The organism is Nitrosomonas sp. (assembly GCF_040240425.1).
Taxonomy (GTDB): Bacteria; Pseudomonadota; Gammaproteobacteria; order Burkholderiales; family Nitrosomonadaceae; genus Nitrosomonas.
The window spans coordinates 51864-66767 of the sequence record NZ_QPHG01000020.1; the positions used below are offsets into that span (position 1 = coordinate 51864).

Sequence of the window (14904 nt, forward strand, 5' to 3'; positions counted from 1 at the left end):
AAAGTGCAAGAAAAACGTTCCGAGGCCCAAAAAACTCTGGAACTTGTTGACAGTTATCTCAAGGAGCATGCACAGGATGAATGGCTGATCAGCGGTCTGGCCGGTGTTGAAGAACAATTGGATGGCCTGCTTTCCAAGCAAAAAGAAATCGTTCAAGAAGAGGCCAATCAAGAAAAAGCCGTGACGACTCTGGAACGGGTGACAAAATCACTTGATGACTGCCAGAAGCAATGCCGCACTCGGAAGCAGGAGCTGGACGACGCATCAATAAGGCTTCAGCAAGGTAAAGATGCATTAAGCCAGTTGCTGGGGGATCGGCTGTTGCGTGAATACCGCACCGAGAAAGAAACTCTGCTTCGTGAAATGGCCTTCCTGACGAAAATAGCGGAGCTTGAAGACCACCGGGCCAAATTGGAAGATGGCAAACCCTGTCCACTCTGTGGTGCGACAGAGCACCCATTCGCGGAAGGCAATGTTCCCGTTCCCGATGAAACCGAACAGAAGATTAAAGCACTCACCAAACTGATCAGCAAGGCTGAGGATCAGGAAGCCGCTATCAAGAAACTTGAAGAAGCTGAGGTCACGGCCCGTAAGAATCTGACGGAGGGTGAAAAGCAGGAGACAGCAGCGGCTAATGACAAGAAGGCTGCCGAGAAATCCTTTGCCGAGGTGAAGGAAGGTCTGGAAAAACTCCGTGCTGATTTTACCGCACGCAGGCAGGCCGTCTCTGCCAAACTCCTGCTGCTTGGCATCACGGAAATCCCCGAGATGCAAGTTTCATCACTGCTTGAGTCACTCAGAGCACGGCTGAATGCATGGCAGGCCCAGGTTAAGAAAAAAGCTGAAATCGAGAAACAGATTGCAGATCTCGACAGTGAGATGAAGCGTCTAGATGCGGTCATTGAAACCCAAAGTACCACCCTGGCCGAAAAGCGGGAACGCCTAGAGACCTTGAAAAAGGATCACACCATCGGGAGTGACGAGCGGAAAGCATTGTACGGTGATAAAAATCCCGACAATGAGGAGCTCCGCTTGAACAAGACCGTTTCTGATGCCGAAGATGCCGAAAAGAAAGCCAGAGATCGGCACAATGAACTGCACCAAAGATGGAACACCGCAAAGACCCATATTGAATCTTTGAAAAAGCGCATCGACCAGAGAGAACCAGAACTGAGAAAGTTGGAAATTGAATTTTCCACAGCGCTTGCGCCTGCGGGCTTTTCAGATGAGGTACAGTTTTTGGAGGCCAGACTGACCGCTGAGCAGAGGGATGAGCTGTCTACGAAAGCAAAGAAACTGGACGACAACCAAACAGATCTCAAGGCCAGACAAAAAGATAGAGAAACACGTTTGGCCACAGAAATTGCCAAAATGGTTACCAACAAATCTCTTGAGGAGATGGAACCGCAATTCAAAAAGTACGAAGATTCTCTGAAAGATCTGCGGAATATCATTGCCGGTCTCAAGCACAAGCTGAGTGAAAATACAGCAGCCAAAGAGCGGATAAAAGCAAAGCAAACGGCTATTGAGGCCCAGAAAAAAGAGTGCCATCGATGGGAAAATCTGCACGAATTGATCGGCTCCGCAGACGGAAAGAAATACCGCAATTTTGCCCAAGGGCTGACTTTCGAAATGATGATTGGCCATGCCAACCGGCAACTGCAGAAAATGACCGACCGCTACTTGCTGGTCCGTGATGATGCACAGCCGCTGGAACTCAACGTGGTTGACAATTACCAAGCGGGTGAGATTCGGTCCACGAAGAACCTTTCCGGTGGTGAGAGCTTTATCGTCAGCCTATCGCTGGCACTGGGGTTGTCCCACATGGCCAGCAAGAATGTCCGTGTGGATTCACTATTTCTGGATGAAGGCTTCGGCACGCTGGACGAGGAAGCCCTCGACACCGCTCTGGAAACCCTTGCGGGTCTGCAGCAGGACGGTAAGCTAATCGGTGTTATTTCGCACGTACCAGCCCTAAAGGAGCGGATTAGCACCCAGATCCAGGTAACGCCTCAAACTGGAGGCAGGAGCCAGATATCCGGTCCTGGATGTTGTCGTAACGGATCTGTCTAGCGGAGCTGAAATTTCAAGAAGATGATTAAGAATAAGGAGACATGAATGAACAAAAAAATCAGCGGCGCAGAGTATCCTCTTTCGAAAATATTCAGCTCCGACTTTGACAACACGTATCACATCTGAAACTAATTGATTTTATGGTGCTGTTGAGAGGAGTCGAACCTCTGACCTACTGATTACGAATCAGCGCATTACATTACTGTAGTACCCGATTACCAGGACATGTGAATCATTTCTGAAAAAAGATAAGCAATTCTAGCCTATATCTTTTTATCGCGTGGCACTGGTGTAGCACCATGCTTTATTTTATATGCCTCTGAACTGTTTTCAGTAATTTCTGCCAAATGCTTTTAGATCAACGATATAGGGAGTTGAATCATGAGAGAACTGGAAACTAATTTGCTGGATTGGCAGAAACGGTATGGAACGGAAGAAGCTTGTGCGCAGGCGCTGACGCAGCAACGCTGGCCGGAAGGGTTCCGTTGCCCGCGCTGCGGGCATGATCATGGTTATGTCATCAGCACACGCCACTCCTACGAGTGCTCCAAGTGTCATTACCAAACCTCGCTTACGGCGGGAACACTGTTTCACTCCACCAATCTGTCGCTGACTAAATGGTTCTGGGCGATTTACCTGTCTGCCTCGGACAAGGGTGGCATTTCTGCCGTACGTCTTTCTAAACAAATCCAGGTTTCCTGGGTTACGGCTTGCCGGATATTGCGCAAGATTCGCATTGCTATGGGACACAGGGATAGCATCTATCGGCTGCACGATCTGATTGAGATTGACGATGCCTTGGTGGGTGGTCGCCGCAGTGGAAAGCGAGGTCGTGGTGCCGAAGGTAAAACCCCAATACTGGTGGCAATTGAGAACCGAAGCAAGTGTGCCGGATTTATCGCCATGCAACAGGTCTCTGCTGTTACTCATGAAACAGTAGCAAAGTTTGTTCAATGTCATCTCCCGCCCAGTCAGTTGGTGCGTAGCGATGCGCTGGCTTCCCTGGCGGAAATTGGCAAAACCCAGCATCATGCCGCACGGGTGTCGCCGCCTGATATGGCGGGCGAATGGCTGCCCTGGGTGCATATTGCCATCGGCAACCTCAAGGCATTTCTGTTGGGCACTTATCACGGTGTATCGTCCAAATATCTGCAAGAGTATCTCAATGAGTTCTGCTACCGTTTCAACCGGCGTATGTGGGAGGCCGAGTTACCGCTACGCCTTCTCAATGCTTGCCTGACGCACACTCAGATCAAACTGAAAATAGTATAGAGGCATATTATTTTATTGGTGAGTATGGTAGGGCTTGAACCTACGACCAAGGAATTATGAGTTCTGCTTATTCGTATTTGACTTTATAAAAGATATTTTTCCACGGTTCTTTCATTTAGCAATTCGTAGAAGGCTATATGTTTCGTATTTTGGAAGTGCATCTGATGGTAAGGATTGGTCAATGGGATTTATCGAAACCCAGAATGAAAGAAATTCCTTTTTTATTATCGCCGCGTAGCCAGCAATAAGTTCCGAATCCGCCATTCAATAATTCACCTTGAACGTCGGGCTATCCTCTGGCCTAGTTTTGCGGTGATCGTAAATACGAGTAGTAGCAATATTGGCGTGTCCTAACCACTCCTGCACCTTGGCAATATCTGCCTGATGATCGAGCGCATTGGTCGCAGCCGTGGCACGGAGCGAATGTGCCCCGATCCTGAATCCCAGTCTTTCCGAGTAGGCCTGCACGATCTTATAGACGGCATCTGGGGTAATGGCTTTCTGTGCACCCTTATGTCGGTTATTGCTCAGCGATCGAAATAAAGGGCCATTATCATCTTCTCTATGGCCTGCCGCCTCTAGATAATCATGCAACCATCCGCCTACCTGAGGATGGATTGGTAAGTAGCGGGTCTTGCCACCCTTGCCGGATACTTTCATGTGCAGTACCCCACGTCGTTCCTGTTTGACGTCCTTCACCTTTAATTTGCACAGTTCATCGCGGCGCAGCGCATGGTAAAGCAATATGGCGAAGATGGCGCGATCCCGTTTTCCTTTAAGCGAGACACTATCAGGCGCATCGAGTAGCGCGCGCGCCTGATGATCGCCCAGTGCCGGAGATTTGCCCTCATAGCTTTCCACGCTAGGGCGCTTCACCCCCTTGACCGGATTGTGTGTGACCGCATTCTGTTCGCACAAGTTTTCAAACAATGAGGAAAGGGCTGCCAGGCTATGACGGATGGTGGCACCCGACAAATCACGATTTCTGAGCTCATCCCGGAACGCAATGATATGTGCGCGAGTAATTTGCCGAAATTCTTCTGGGTGAGAGATACCGGTAAATTGCATAAAATCCTGCAGCGCATTTTTATAAGCGCGCCGCGTGCAAAAATTTTCTAGATTGGCAAACCACTCGATCTCGGGGGGAACTTCTGCTAGCCGATAAAAATCGGCCACGTCTAAGAGTCGATGTGAGGAGTGCTCGATGGCAGGTAAATTATCTGGGTTCATGGAAAGTATCTTACTATTGATAAAATATGTTATCAATAGTAAAGTAGATATGACATCAAGGAAGGTTGAAATAATTTTGCTTTATTAAATTTCATTGAGTAGGATATTATCCTACCATTGAAAGGTGTTAGAAACATACATAGGAAACAAAAAATGAAACGCACCGATAAAGCAGAAAAAATCAGCATTACACTTCCACCGGATATGCTGAATATTATTAGAGAAAAAGTGAAGGATGGCGCTTACGCTTCCACAAGTGAGGTTATTCGTGAAGCGATGCGTTTATGGCAAAGGCAGGAAGAAGAACATCATGCGAGAATTGCTTCCATTCGAGCGCGTCTGGAACAATCCGCACACAGTGGTGAACCTGTTTTGCTGGATGCTGCGTTTGAAAAGCTAGAGCAATTTCATCAACAACGGATAAACGCACCAGGCCATGAAAAGCTATGAAGTGTACTTGACACCCGATGCGATACAAGACCTGACTAATATTTATGAATATATAGCTGCAAAGAGCGGACTTCCTGAAGTCGCGTGGGCATATATAGAGAAATTACGCCAAAAGTGTCATGACCTTAAAACAACACCTTTGATTGGACAACAGCGCGATGATTTGCGCAAGAATCTCAGAATCGTTGCCATTGATAAAAACGCGATTGCAGCTTTTGAGGTTAATGAGAATAAACAAAGCGTCACCATTCTTAATATCTTTTATGGTGGTAGAGATTATGAAGCAATTATGGGTAGTGAAACGCCGTATAAAAATGCTGAGCTAGACAAATAACATGACAGATCTTATTACTACAGTCAATCGCGCACTTACTGCAAAAGAATTTCAGGGCCTTGCAGATGTTCCACCTGAAGTTGAATGGTTTGCCAACTTAGGTAACGTCGAGACTCGGCGTGCCTATGAAAATGCCTTAAAGGATTTTATGAATTTCACGGGCATTCAGAATCCGGAAGAATTCAGAATTGTAACTCGTGCTCATATTATTGCCTGGCGCGATGATTTGTTGAGTCGAACATTAAGTAGCATGAGCATTCGGCACCGTTTGGCGGCAATATCTTCTTTATTTGAGTACCTGTGTGAGAAAAATACAGTTACGCATAATCCAGTCAAGGGTGTAAAGCGACCAGCGGTAGAAAGTTATGAAGGAAAAACTCCGGCAATCGGCGATCATCAGGCACGTGAATTGCTCGATGCGCCGGATGGTAGCTCACTTAAGGGCAAGCGCGATCGTGCGATACTGGCCACCCTACTCTATCACGCACTGCGGCGTGATGAATTGTGCCGATTGAAAGTCAAGGATTTTAAGCAGGAGCGGCGTGGTGTGCCACATATGAAAATATCCGGCAAAGGGGGCAAAACACGATATTTACCATTGCATCCTGCCGCCAGTAGCTTAATCCATGATTATCTCGATGCAGCTGGGCATGGCCTGGAAGATACGGGGGCATTATTCCGTTCAGCCAGTAATAATCGAGATAAGGAATCACAAAAACCAATTACGCCAGACGGTGTTTATAAGTTGGTACAGAGATACTCTGAAAAACTGGGGTTCAAGATCGGCGCACATTCGTTACGCGCAACGGCAGCCACCAATGCACTCGATCATCAAGCAGATATTGCGAAAGTGCAAGAATGGTTGGGCCATGCCAATATTGCTACCACAAGAATTTATGATCATCGCAAAACCCGGCCAGAGGATAGTCCAACGTTTAAGGTTGCTTATTGATTGCTCTATTACCCATTGATGAAGGAATCCTCGCGACTGACCAATATGTCAGTCGCGATTAAAGAATCTTTTGCAGTCTATAACATATATGTTATATTAAATCATGGTATGGACTGTTGAAACATTAGATCAAATCGTTGATGAAGAGCTTGAAGCCTTGCCTTCTGATATGAGGGCGAGATTTGTTTGGGTCAGTCAACTGATTGAGATACATGGTTTACAAAATGTGCGCGAGCCTTACATAAAACATGTTGAAGATGTTTTATGGGAGATCCGTATGAAAGGCAAAGATGGAATTTCTCGTGCACTGTATGCAACAGTCAAGCCCGAGCGAGTAGTCGTGGTGCGTGTTTTTGTAAAGAAAACGCAAAAAACGCCTCGCGGAGAAATCAAGCTAGCCCTAAAAAGAGCAAAGGAGATTGAGCAATGACTAAAGTAAATGAACTCCACAGGAAGTGGCTTAATGATCCAAGTTACAAAGCTGATTTTGAGGCAATCACTGAGGAATTTGAAATTGCTTCTGCAATTATTGAGGCCAGGAATCTGGCAGGATTGACACAATCTGAGTTAGCTAAGCGGTTGAAAGCTAAACAATCACTGGTTGCACGCCTTGAGAGTGGAGCAGACAACACAACGATAAAAACGCTACAACGTATTGCACAAGCCACTGGCACACACCTCAAGATCTCTTTTGAACAACCTGGCACCTAATGGGGCTCTTTTACCCAAAGTACAATTTGTCGCGTTGCGCACTGCGGGTAGTTACCTCATAGCTGTGAAAACTGCCATATACGACAAGACTTTGTAAGACTAATGACGCATTACGTACCTTTGTTGGAATTTACCCATAAATGTGGAATCGATGCAAATGCTCATCGTCCCAGCCAAAAACGATTTGAATCACGTGGTGAAAGTCAGCTAATGACGTTCGATCTGGAATCCGGAGGCGACGCCAGATCATTGGACTCACCCGCGAAGAGCGATCTTGATGGAGTCATGTGGAAGGAAAAAACCACCGACTAACTGCCGGTGGCGTGTTTACAAACCGTATATCTACAGTGATGTCATCAATTTGCTGTTACTACTTCGATCTCACAAATTTCCTCTGGATTTCTTGTACCACCGCATTCACCAAATTTATTAGCCTCAGTTAGACTGAACGTACCTAAATTATCACCATTGATACTATATTGATAATCCCCAGCATCTAGACGATATACATCTAGCTGGATAACTCTAACAAATTCCGTAATGTTTGCAGTACATGTCTGTCCTGGCGGTGTCGGAATTACAGATATTTGAACCTCGAACAGATTATCTTTCCTGCGCGTATTAATTTGTCCAAACTCACCGCATGTGAAATCTCCCACAACTTGTAAGAAGATTTGCGTTGGAAAAGAATCATCTATGGTGAAAACGTGGACTGATTTAATTTTTGGGTTGGAAGAATTGAATTTCGCTGGATTAACTTGTTGTAGAATCCAGGTGTTTAACTGTGGATCAAACTTAAGCGTTGCATCCTGATAATTCCCAATCTGATCCGGCGTGTCGACACGGGGAATCGTCAAAACACCGTTTTCATAACTAGGTACATTGTTATTCGAAAAACTTGTGCTTTCCGCTATTACATTATCGGCCATTGCCATAGTAATACAGCTGCACAAAATCAATGTTGTAGCTAAATATCTTTCCTTAATCATACAGTAGCTCCTATAAAGCAGACAGGACGCTATGAAACCTAAACGCCTATCCACTTTTGAATATTTATTTTGTAAACAGTTGCTTACCATTGCTGCACTATAAATCGAGACGTTGCGCCGGTTAACGGAGTGCCGTTAGTATTGGTAACAGTGCCAATTACACCTGTGTTCCTGAGTGCATCATAAAGCGTTGTTGCATTTGTCGCAGTATTACATAAAGTACCCGCAGCTTGGCACGCCACTGCAAAAATACCAGCAATATAAGGTGCAGAGAATGATGTTCCATTATTTGTGACGGATGTTCCATTGAAATTCAATAGTGCCACAGATTCCCCTGGAGCAAAGGCAGAAATATTTGACCCCGTACGAGAACCGAAGTAGATATAGATGAGCCTCCAGTGCAACCTGATGTAATTTTGGCCATTATCACCGTAGCCCCTTTAGCAATGCCTTTGGTGCTTCCAGCAGCAGCACTACTAACTTGGGTGCCATGACCATTACAATCTGCACCAGTTCCACCATTCACGTCCCAAAGTACAGATGCCCGTCCACCAAATTGAGCGGCGACTGTTGGATTCGATAAATCCAAGCCAGAATCGAGAATATAGATTTCGCGACCAGCTCCTGTATTTGTATAAACATACGTATTATCAAGAGTAACTGATGTCTCATCTAACCTATCCAGTCCCCACCCTGGATTGCTCTGGGTGGTACCACTGGTTAAGATCATATCTTGCTCAACGTATTCTACACGTCCATCCTTTCTCCATCTTTCTGCTTCAGTTTCATCCATTAATACGTGGATTGCGTTAATAGTGTCAAATATAGATACTATTTCTCCTCGAAGCCCTAATTTGTTAACTAACTCTTCTTTATTCTGACCAGTACTATGTTCTCCAAAAGGAACCGTTCCACTATCCCTTTTTGACTCATCAGGTGGTTGAATTAAAGGGTCTTCTTTATTATTAAGAAAAGCGGATGGTTTTTTAAAACCAATAATATAAGGGTATTGTTAATTAAGTATAGAAAACAGGTTTTATTTATATTACATTCAATTAGTTGAAAGTTAATAACTATATAGATTTAACAATGCCAATATAAGAACCTTCTACTAATTTTTCCCCATTACTAATTGCTTGTTCAATTTTATAATTTACGTGATCCCGATTCGCCTGCGCCTGGAAATTAATGAAACAAAGAAACAAGATTGGTACTATATATTTTATAAGACGTCTGCAAGAAATATTCATTACAATTAATTCCTTAAATGTGAAAGGATTGTTTGATACTATCAGTAATACTATCGTTACATTAGTGATAAGGATGAAAGAGGAAGATAAGATAACACTTACTACCATCATATCAGTTTATTTCTTTAAAGAAGAAAAGTAAACCAACTACTTAGTAGACGAATCATATAAAGGTAGGTGACGCTCTGTTTATGCAGAAGAACCTATACTTACAGTTAAATTTGGCACCGTATGACAGCTATGATGTAATTAGGCAAACCACACCTCTCACTTACCCCAAGTAAAAAACGGCTCAACCACATGTTGAATCTGCAAACCCGCAATCAGCCCAAAATACCGCGCATCAAAAGAATTCGGATTCACATCGGACATAAACAGATATTCAGAATCACCCAGCATCCTCTCTCTCAAACGATATTGCGGCATTTCATGATCATCAATATCCGCGCTGATCTGCGCACTATTTGCGCAACAGTTCACCGTTAACCTTAATCCCTGCCCCACCGATAGAAACAGTGTCTCCTACCTGTGCAAAGACACGTTTCAGCAACATGCCATAACCGCCCGGACAGTTGCCTGTATTGATGTAATTTCGTGCCACGGCCATATCAAAAACCTCGTCTTGTGGTGGGCAGAAAGAGACGTATGCGCCCTTCCCTACTGGTTCATCAACAATCTTGTAAAACCCCACCGGAAAACTCGGCGTATTATTGTAATAAATACCGCTGACACGAAAAACAATACTCAACAGAAATGTACCGGCACTGACAGACAAAACAATGCCTGCCAGAATATTGCGTGTTTTTCTCATGATGATTGGATTATTTTGTCGCTGTAAGCCGGTGCAGGAACAGCAGCCCGCGCAGAAAACACAGAATCCTGAAAGTACAAAGGCTGCTTGCCATATATAGCAGGATAACCCGCCACATAAATGATCATGTCACCCGGCTTGGTAATCTTGCCTTCAGCATCTTTTTCTGGTGAAGTCATGCGTAAACACTCGTCAGGTGTTAGTAAAGGACGCTGTGTTTCCTGCATGGTTCGCGTCACGTTGCCGTGCATCACCCCTACCCGCCTACCACTGGTCGTAATCTGCTCCTTGATGACCGTGGTTTGTCCGGTCAGCTTGGATAAATGCTCGGCTGTCTCAATACGATTGGGTGGAAAAGCATTTTGAGGACGTGATGGCCTCATCGTGGCCGTACCGTCTGATACTCGCAGTTAATGAGAAATAGATGGCGTATGCTTATACTACGTTTAATTTCAATTAGAAGCAATTTGCATTCTTCAGGAGAGGAAAGCCACTACACAGGTTATTTTGATGTAGTGGCTATTATGAACTTGCTCAGCTATTCCTAATAGAAAGCTTAGTATTGTTTCAGAGCGATCTATTTATTGAACCAGCCAAATGCGCTGGATACTTCTTACTCATTTAACTGGGCCATAATTTTGCGCGTAATGAAAATTACTATTTAGTTGCAATTCCGACAGCATCAATATCCAGAACAACTTCGCCTGGTAAGTCAAAGCCTATTGTATTAATAGTGGTTTTCATCTCGGTTGCCATTAAGCAAATTGTGAGTAAATCACCTGGTAATCCAGAAGTTGGAGTCGACCCAGTAATCTCCCATATTTTATTGAATCGTCGATTACTTATCATCTCTTCGTATGATTTTTCCCAGGTTTCCCCTCCTGCTCTTAGACCGTAACCTACCCATACTTCGCCATCTCCAACATATGCACTGACATCAATGGGTTCGTTGGAAAGAGTAATAGGCATGATGGGTTGGAGCTTGCCGTCTCCATTTGGTAAAATAATTGAGTAGGCTTTGGGTGTGGTATCACTATTATCGGCAGCATTCAGCCATGAAGTGCCGTTAGTTAGCCATAGAATATCAGGCTGGCTTTTACGCCGGAAACCGACAAAAATGTCTCCGGATTTAAAATGATCCTGTTCATTTACGATTAAATTATGATCGAGAATGACTTTATCGAATTTTCCTAACTCGCTTCTAACCGATGTTTGTGGGAAGCAATACTCTGCGGGTGCAGAGAATTTAACGATATCCGCTTGTGAGGATAACGCACTTAGTAATAAAGCACTTGCAAGCAAGAATTTCTGAATAAAGAATTTCATGGGAATACCTCCATACTTGTTAAATAAAGCACCCTGCCGCAAGCAGCGGGGTATTAGTTACACTCTTAAATCACCAGCTTTCATCACACACGAGGGGTGGGGATTAAACTCGTCGAGATTAAGGAACTCTCACGCGACGGAAAACTTGGTTGCCAGTAGGAGCAGGTAAGTTAATAGTCACTGGAATGCTTCCTGTGGAAACGATCCATGCCGTGACATCTGCTACTGAAACTCCAAGTGGATTGGCCGCTTTGACAGCAGCATATATACCAGCTACATGAGGTGATGCTTGCGATGTACCTGACAGTAATCCAGTAGCAGTTGTTGAAGTAGGAAATGCAGAACGGATATTTGTACCGTCCCCACCTCCTGGGGCCAGCAGAATTGGTCCAGTATAATTGGACTGATTCGCAATATTTGCAAAACTAGATAAAGTTATTCCTGTTGAATCATTTCTGACTGAACTTACCTTGATAACTTGTGGTACGCAAGATGGCCAAGTAATCTGCGTTTTGCTTCCAACGCCAGGGGAAATCCCGTTATTTCCAGTAGCTGCTACAACAGGAACTCCTCTACTAATTAGGCTAGATACAGTGCTATTAATACTAAATGAGGAAGTGTTGCAATTTGTTGATGCAAGCCCTCCAGCTATACTCATGTTAACGGTATAAGGATTGTTAATTGTGCTTGCCGTCGTAGCAGATAACACACTGACTAGGGCTTGAAAAATATCCGCACCAAATGCTGTCATTGATTGAGGAGAGGTGGTTTTATATGAAAAAACCTGAGCTGATATTATAGAAGCGTCTGGTCCAATACCCTGTAGATTCGAAGGAGAGATGCTGGCACTTTGTCTGCCTGCAGCAATCCCGGCCACATGGGTGCCGTGATAGCAGCCACCCGCCAGCGCATTACAAGCCGCCATATTGGTAAAGGATAAAGGTTCTCCCGAATTGACGAGCCCCAGCGGACTGTCGCCAGTAGTAGCGTTTGGGCTGGGACAGATTGTTGAATAAGTAATCCCACCGTTGGTTCCGTTGGTACCAAAACATGCTTCAAAAGTAACCCTTGGTGTTAGAAATGCATGATTTTTACGGATACCGCTATCTAAGATAACAATATTTTGACCGGCTGCCCGAAACCCTGCGCTCCAGGCTGACGCCATATTGAGTAATACGGTGCTGTTAGTCAGTGTTGTCCAGGCAACAGGCTTGTTCAGCTCGACACTCAGAATTCTCGCATCAGCATTGCCGTACAATTTTGCTAGTGCATCAAAGGGAAGCTTTATGTGCAACACACCAATTTCCGTACTCGTTGATGTGTCTGTGGAAAGAGCTGATGCGCCAATTTTGGTAAGAATGTCATCAAAAGCGCGGTGATTGGCATTGGCTTGGGCTTTGATTGCGGCCGACGACATGTAACCTGTTTTTGCTGAAGAAAAATCACCGCCGCGTAATGTCATCATAATTTCCGCTTCACCATGCTCTTTGGCGGCTTCCAATACTTCTTCCGGCCATTGTGCTTTTCTGGGATCGGTATAGCCGACAGGACGAATGGCTCTTATATCATCTCTTTCAATGAGTGCATAAAATGCATTTCTGTCAATACTTGCCAGGATGACTGGGCGACCCTCGCCTATTTCCGTGATGTTGATCCCTTTTGCGAAATGCTCATTGTTTATATTGGTCAGTATATTCTGTGCTTGTTCTGACATCGCTGGCGATGGTTTGAATAAGGTATTGCCAAGACTGTCTAATTCATAATCAACGGCGTCTGTATTCAGAAATATATCAACATTTGCGCTGCCATTGTTCTGGATCGCGGTTTCAATTGCTTCAAGGCTACCGTCATCGTCAACCGCTTTAATACGATATTGCGTGGTCACATCACGGGTAAATGAGATTGCATTATTACTGCCAGCCAGGACGCGAAGACCGATTTCGTTCACGTAGGCACCCATTTGGCCGATTCCGTTGTTCCAGTAGCCCGATTTCAGTGCATGTTGATCTAGTTCGGTAAGAACGTTTTGGGCCTTGTTTTTCATTACGGCACTTAATGAAGCCCCCTTGCTTACCATATCTTCGATTGTTACCGTGTCGTCCAAGGTAATTAATACTCGAGCAAAGCCTTTCGAATTGGCTTCATTAAGAAGGTTCTCGTAATCGCTGGCATCATACTGTGCTGCTAATGACAGAGAAATTGATACTGCGGATAGAAAAAATACTGAGAAAAGATTTAATATTATTTGATGCTTGATGCTTGATGCTTGATGCTTGATGCTTGATTATTCATTTGCATACTCCGTGAAAATTAGATTTAAGGAATGCAGATCACTTAAGATTTTCCTAAAGCAATTGGAGGGAGACGTTTGTGCCTTAGGAGGTTCTTATAGCATGTTTATTAGAATCTGTGAGTGCTACTTTGGCACGAAGTACTTATAGATATTATTGCGTTCATTCTTTAAATCATCCTTCTACGTTGCCTTCCAGTTTGGTTTGAATACTGGCGTGATCAAGGTGCGGCGCAAACATTTCGATAAAATCGAAGACATAACCACGTATATAACTGTTACGGCTTATGCCGATGCGTGTCGTGCTGGGTTCAAACAGATGGCTAGCATCAATGGATCTGAGATTTTTGTCTCGTTTGGGATCAAACGCCATGTTTGCCAGTATACCAACACCTAGCCCCAATTCTACATAAGTTTTGATCACATCCGAGTCAATGGCCGTCAGTATCACATTGGGTTCCAGTCCCCGGCTAGCAAATGCCTGGTTGATTTTTGAGCGACCGGTAAAAGCAAAATCATAAGTAATGATAGGATATTGATTAATCGCTTCCAATGTGAGTTCTTTTAACTTTAGAAGCGGGTGCTTGGACGGCACAACGACACATCGATTCCATTGATAACACGGCAGCAATATGAGTTCTGGAAATTGCTCAAAGGCTTCGGTGGCAATCGCAATATCCGCTTCTCCCGAAGTCACTAAAGCAGAAATTTGCATCGGACTGCCTTGCCGCAGAATTAATTTGACTCTTTGGTAACGTTCGGTAAAGCGCTTGATCACAGGGGGTAGGGGGTAGGGGGTAGCGCATAGCGCGCTTGCGTGTGTGTTGTGGCGATAGTCAGTGTGCCGCCGACTTCATTCGTAAATTCCTCCGCAATTTTTCTTGGGTATAGGAAAAATAAACCACCTTTTCCATAAGTTTTCCATAAGTTTTGAATGTACTGAAAGCTGGCTCAATTGTCAAACACGGTGATAATCGATTGAAAAATGACTGTATTCCGATTCAGTTGTCACAAAAAGTCAAAGATTTTGCCGCGTTTTGGCGCTTCAGGCGAAAGACGCCCAGGGGTAAAGGTCAGCCCAGTGATGAAGAGGATTGAAAGGAGCGAGCACGGGATCAGGTTGGCTCGAAAGGATCAAAGATTTGTGCAGGTGCTCTAGGCGGCGCCCGGGCAGGCAAACCAAGATGGTCAAGAATTTTAGTGATTGTGGCTTTCT

Annotated in this window: 16 protein-coding genes and 1 pseudogene; 8 read left to right on the top strand and 9 right to left on the bottom strand. The window is 44.7% G+C overall.

Going from position 1 to position 14904, the window contains the following annotated elements; all coding sequences use genetic code 11:
• Positions 1-3: 3 nt before the first annotated feature.
• On the top strand, positions 4-2073 hold the full coding sequence (locus tag DU481_RS09400) for an SbcC/MukB-like Walker B domain-containing protein (RefSeq protein WP_258192047.1): 2070 nt from the start codon (positions 4-6) through the stop codon (positions 2071-2073).
• 381 nt (positions 2074-2454) lie between these two features.
• The gene (locus DU481_RS09405; RefSeq protein ID WP_107790319.1) at positions 2455-3345 is read left to right on the top strand and encodes an IS1595 family transposase; all 891 of its coding nucleotides are present in this window, start codon (positions 2455-2457) and stop codon (positions 3343-3345) included.
• A gap of 264 nt (positions 3346-3609) precedes the next feature.
• Here the strand turns inward: DU481_RS09405 and DU481_RS09410 are convergent, their stop codons facing one another.
• On the bottom strand, positions 3610-4575 hold the full coding sequence (locus DU481_RS09410; RefSeq protein ID WP_107790318.1) for a tyrosine-type recombinase/integrase: 966 nt from the start codon (positions 4573-4575) through the stop codon (positions 3610-3612).
• A 153-nt stretch (positions 4576-4728) separates the two neighbouring features.
• Between DU481_RS09410 and DU481_RS09415 the strand changes: the two genes are divergently transcribed.
• The 6 genes from DU481_RS09415 (at position 4729) to DU481_RS15585 (ending at position 7334) form a co-directional block, all read left to right on the top strand.
• Positions 4729-5025 carry a type II toxin-antitoxin system ParD family antitoxin gene (locus tag DU481_RS09415; protein WP_295624726.1) on the top strand — a complete coding sequence of 99 codons (297 nt, stop codon included), beginning with the start codon at positions 4729-4731 and terminating at the stop codon, positions 5023-5025.
• Positions 5012-5359, top strand: coding sequence for a type II toxin-antitoxin system RelE/ParE family toxin (locus DU481_RS09420; protein ID WP_350134012.1), 348 nt, complete (start codon positions 5012-5014; stop codon positions 5357-5359). The genes DU481_RS09415 and DU481_RS09420 overlap by 14 nt, the downstream gene beginning before the upstream one ends.
• A 1-nt stretch (position 5360) precedes the next feature.
• Positions 5361-6311, top strand: coding sequence for a tyrosine-type recombinase/integrase (locus tag DU481_RS09425; protein ID WP_295628244.1), 951 nt, complete (start codon positions 5361-5363; stop codon positions 6309-6311).
• 103 nt (positions 6312-6414) lie between these two features.
• Complete coding sequence (locus tag DU481_RS09430; protein ID WP_295628248.1) at positions 6415-6741, top strand: type II toxin-antitoxin system RelE/ParE family toxin; 327 nt, start codon at positions 6415-6417, stop codon at positions 6739-6741.
• Complete coding sequence (locus DU481_RS09435) at positions 6738-7022, top strand: helix-turn-helix domain-containing protein (protein ID WP_107790313.1); 285 nt, start codon at positions 6738-6740, stop codon at positions 7020-7022. The genes DU481_RS09430 and DU481_RS09435 overlap by 4 nt, the downstream gene beginning before the upstream one ends.
• A gap of 102 nt (positions 7023-7124) precedes the next feature.
• On the top strand, positions 7125-7334 hold the full coding sequence (locus DU481_RS15585; protein WP_295628253.1) for a hypothetical protein: 210 nt from the start codon (positions 7125-7127) through the stop codon (positions 7332-7334).
• A gap of 44 nt (positions 7335-7378) precedes the next feature.
• Here DU481_RS15585 and DU481_RS09445 read toward each other — a convergent pair whose 3' ends face one another.
• The 8 genes and pseudogenes from DU481_RS09445 to DU481_RS09480 all read right to left on the bottom strand — a co-directional run.
• Entirely contained in the window at positions 7379-8011 is a 633-nt protein-coding gene (locus tag DU481_RS09445) for a hypothetical protein (RefSeq protein WP_295628256.1), read from the bottom strand.
• Positions 8012-8324: 313 nt separating this feature from the next.
• Complete coding sequence (locus DU481_RS09450; protein WP_350134017.1) at positions 8325-8804, bottom strand: S8 family serine peptidase; 480 nt, start codon at positions 8802-8804, stop codon at positions 8325-8327.
• 724 nt (positions 8805-9528) lie between these two features.
• Complete coding sequence (locus tag DU481_RS09455) at positions 9529-9741, bottom strand: S24/S26 family peptidase (RefSeq protein ID WP_350134019.1); 213 nt, start codon at positions 9739-9741, stop codon at positions 9529-9531.
• Complete coding sequence (locus DU481_RS09460; protein WP_350134021.1) at positions 9722-10072, bottom strand: S26 family signal peptidase; 351 nt, start codon at positions 10070-10072, stop codon at positions 9722-9724. Before DU481_RS09460 ends, DU481_RS09455 begins: the two co-directional genes overlap by 20 nt.
• Positions 10069-10455: a type IV secretory system conjugative DNA transfer family protein gene (locus DU481_RS09465; RefSeq protein ID WP_502889938.1), complete on the bottom strand. Its 387-nt coding sequence runs from the start codon at positions 10453-10455 to the stop codon at positions 10069-10071. Before DU481_RS09465 ends, DU481_RS09460 begins: the two co-directional genes overlap by 4 nt.
• A 274-nt stretch (positions 10456-10729) precedes the next feature.
• Positions 10730-11398, bottom strand: coding sequence for a hypothetical protein (locus DU481_RS09470; protein WP_295628306.1), 669 nt, complete (start codon positions 11396-11398; stop codon positions 10730-10732).
• A 118-nt stretch (positions 11399-11516) separates the two neighbouring features.
• Positions 11517-13502, bottom strand: a complete 1986-nt coding sequence (locus DU481_RS09475) for a S8 family peptidase (protein ID WP_350134023.1) — start codon at positions 13500-13502, stop codon at positions 11517-11519.
• A gap of 361 nt (positions 13503-13863) precedes the next feature.
• Positions 13864-14570: pseudogene (locus DU481_RS09480) on the bottom strand (LysR substrate-binding domain-containing protein); the annotation flags it as partial.
• Positions 14571-14904: the final 334 nt, after the last annotated feature.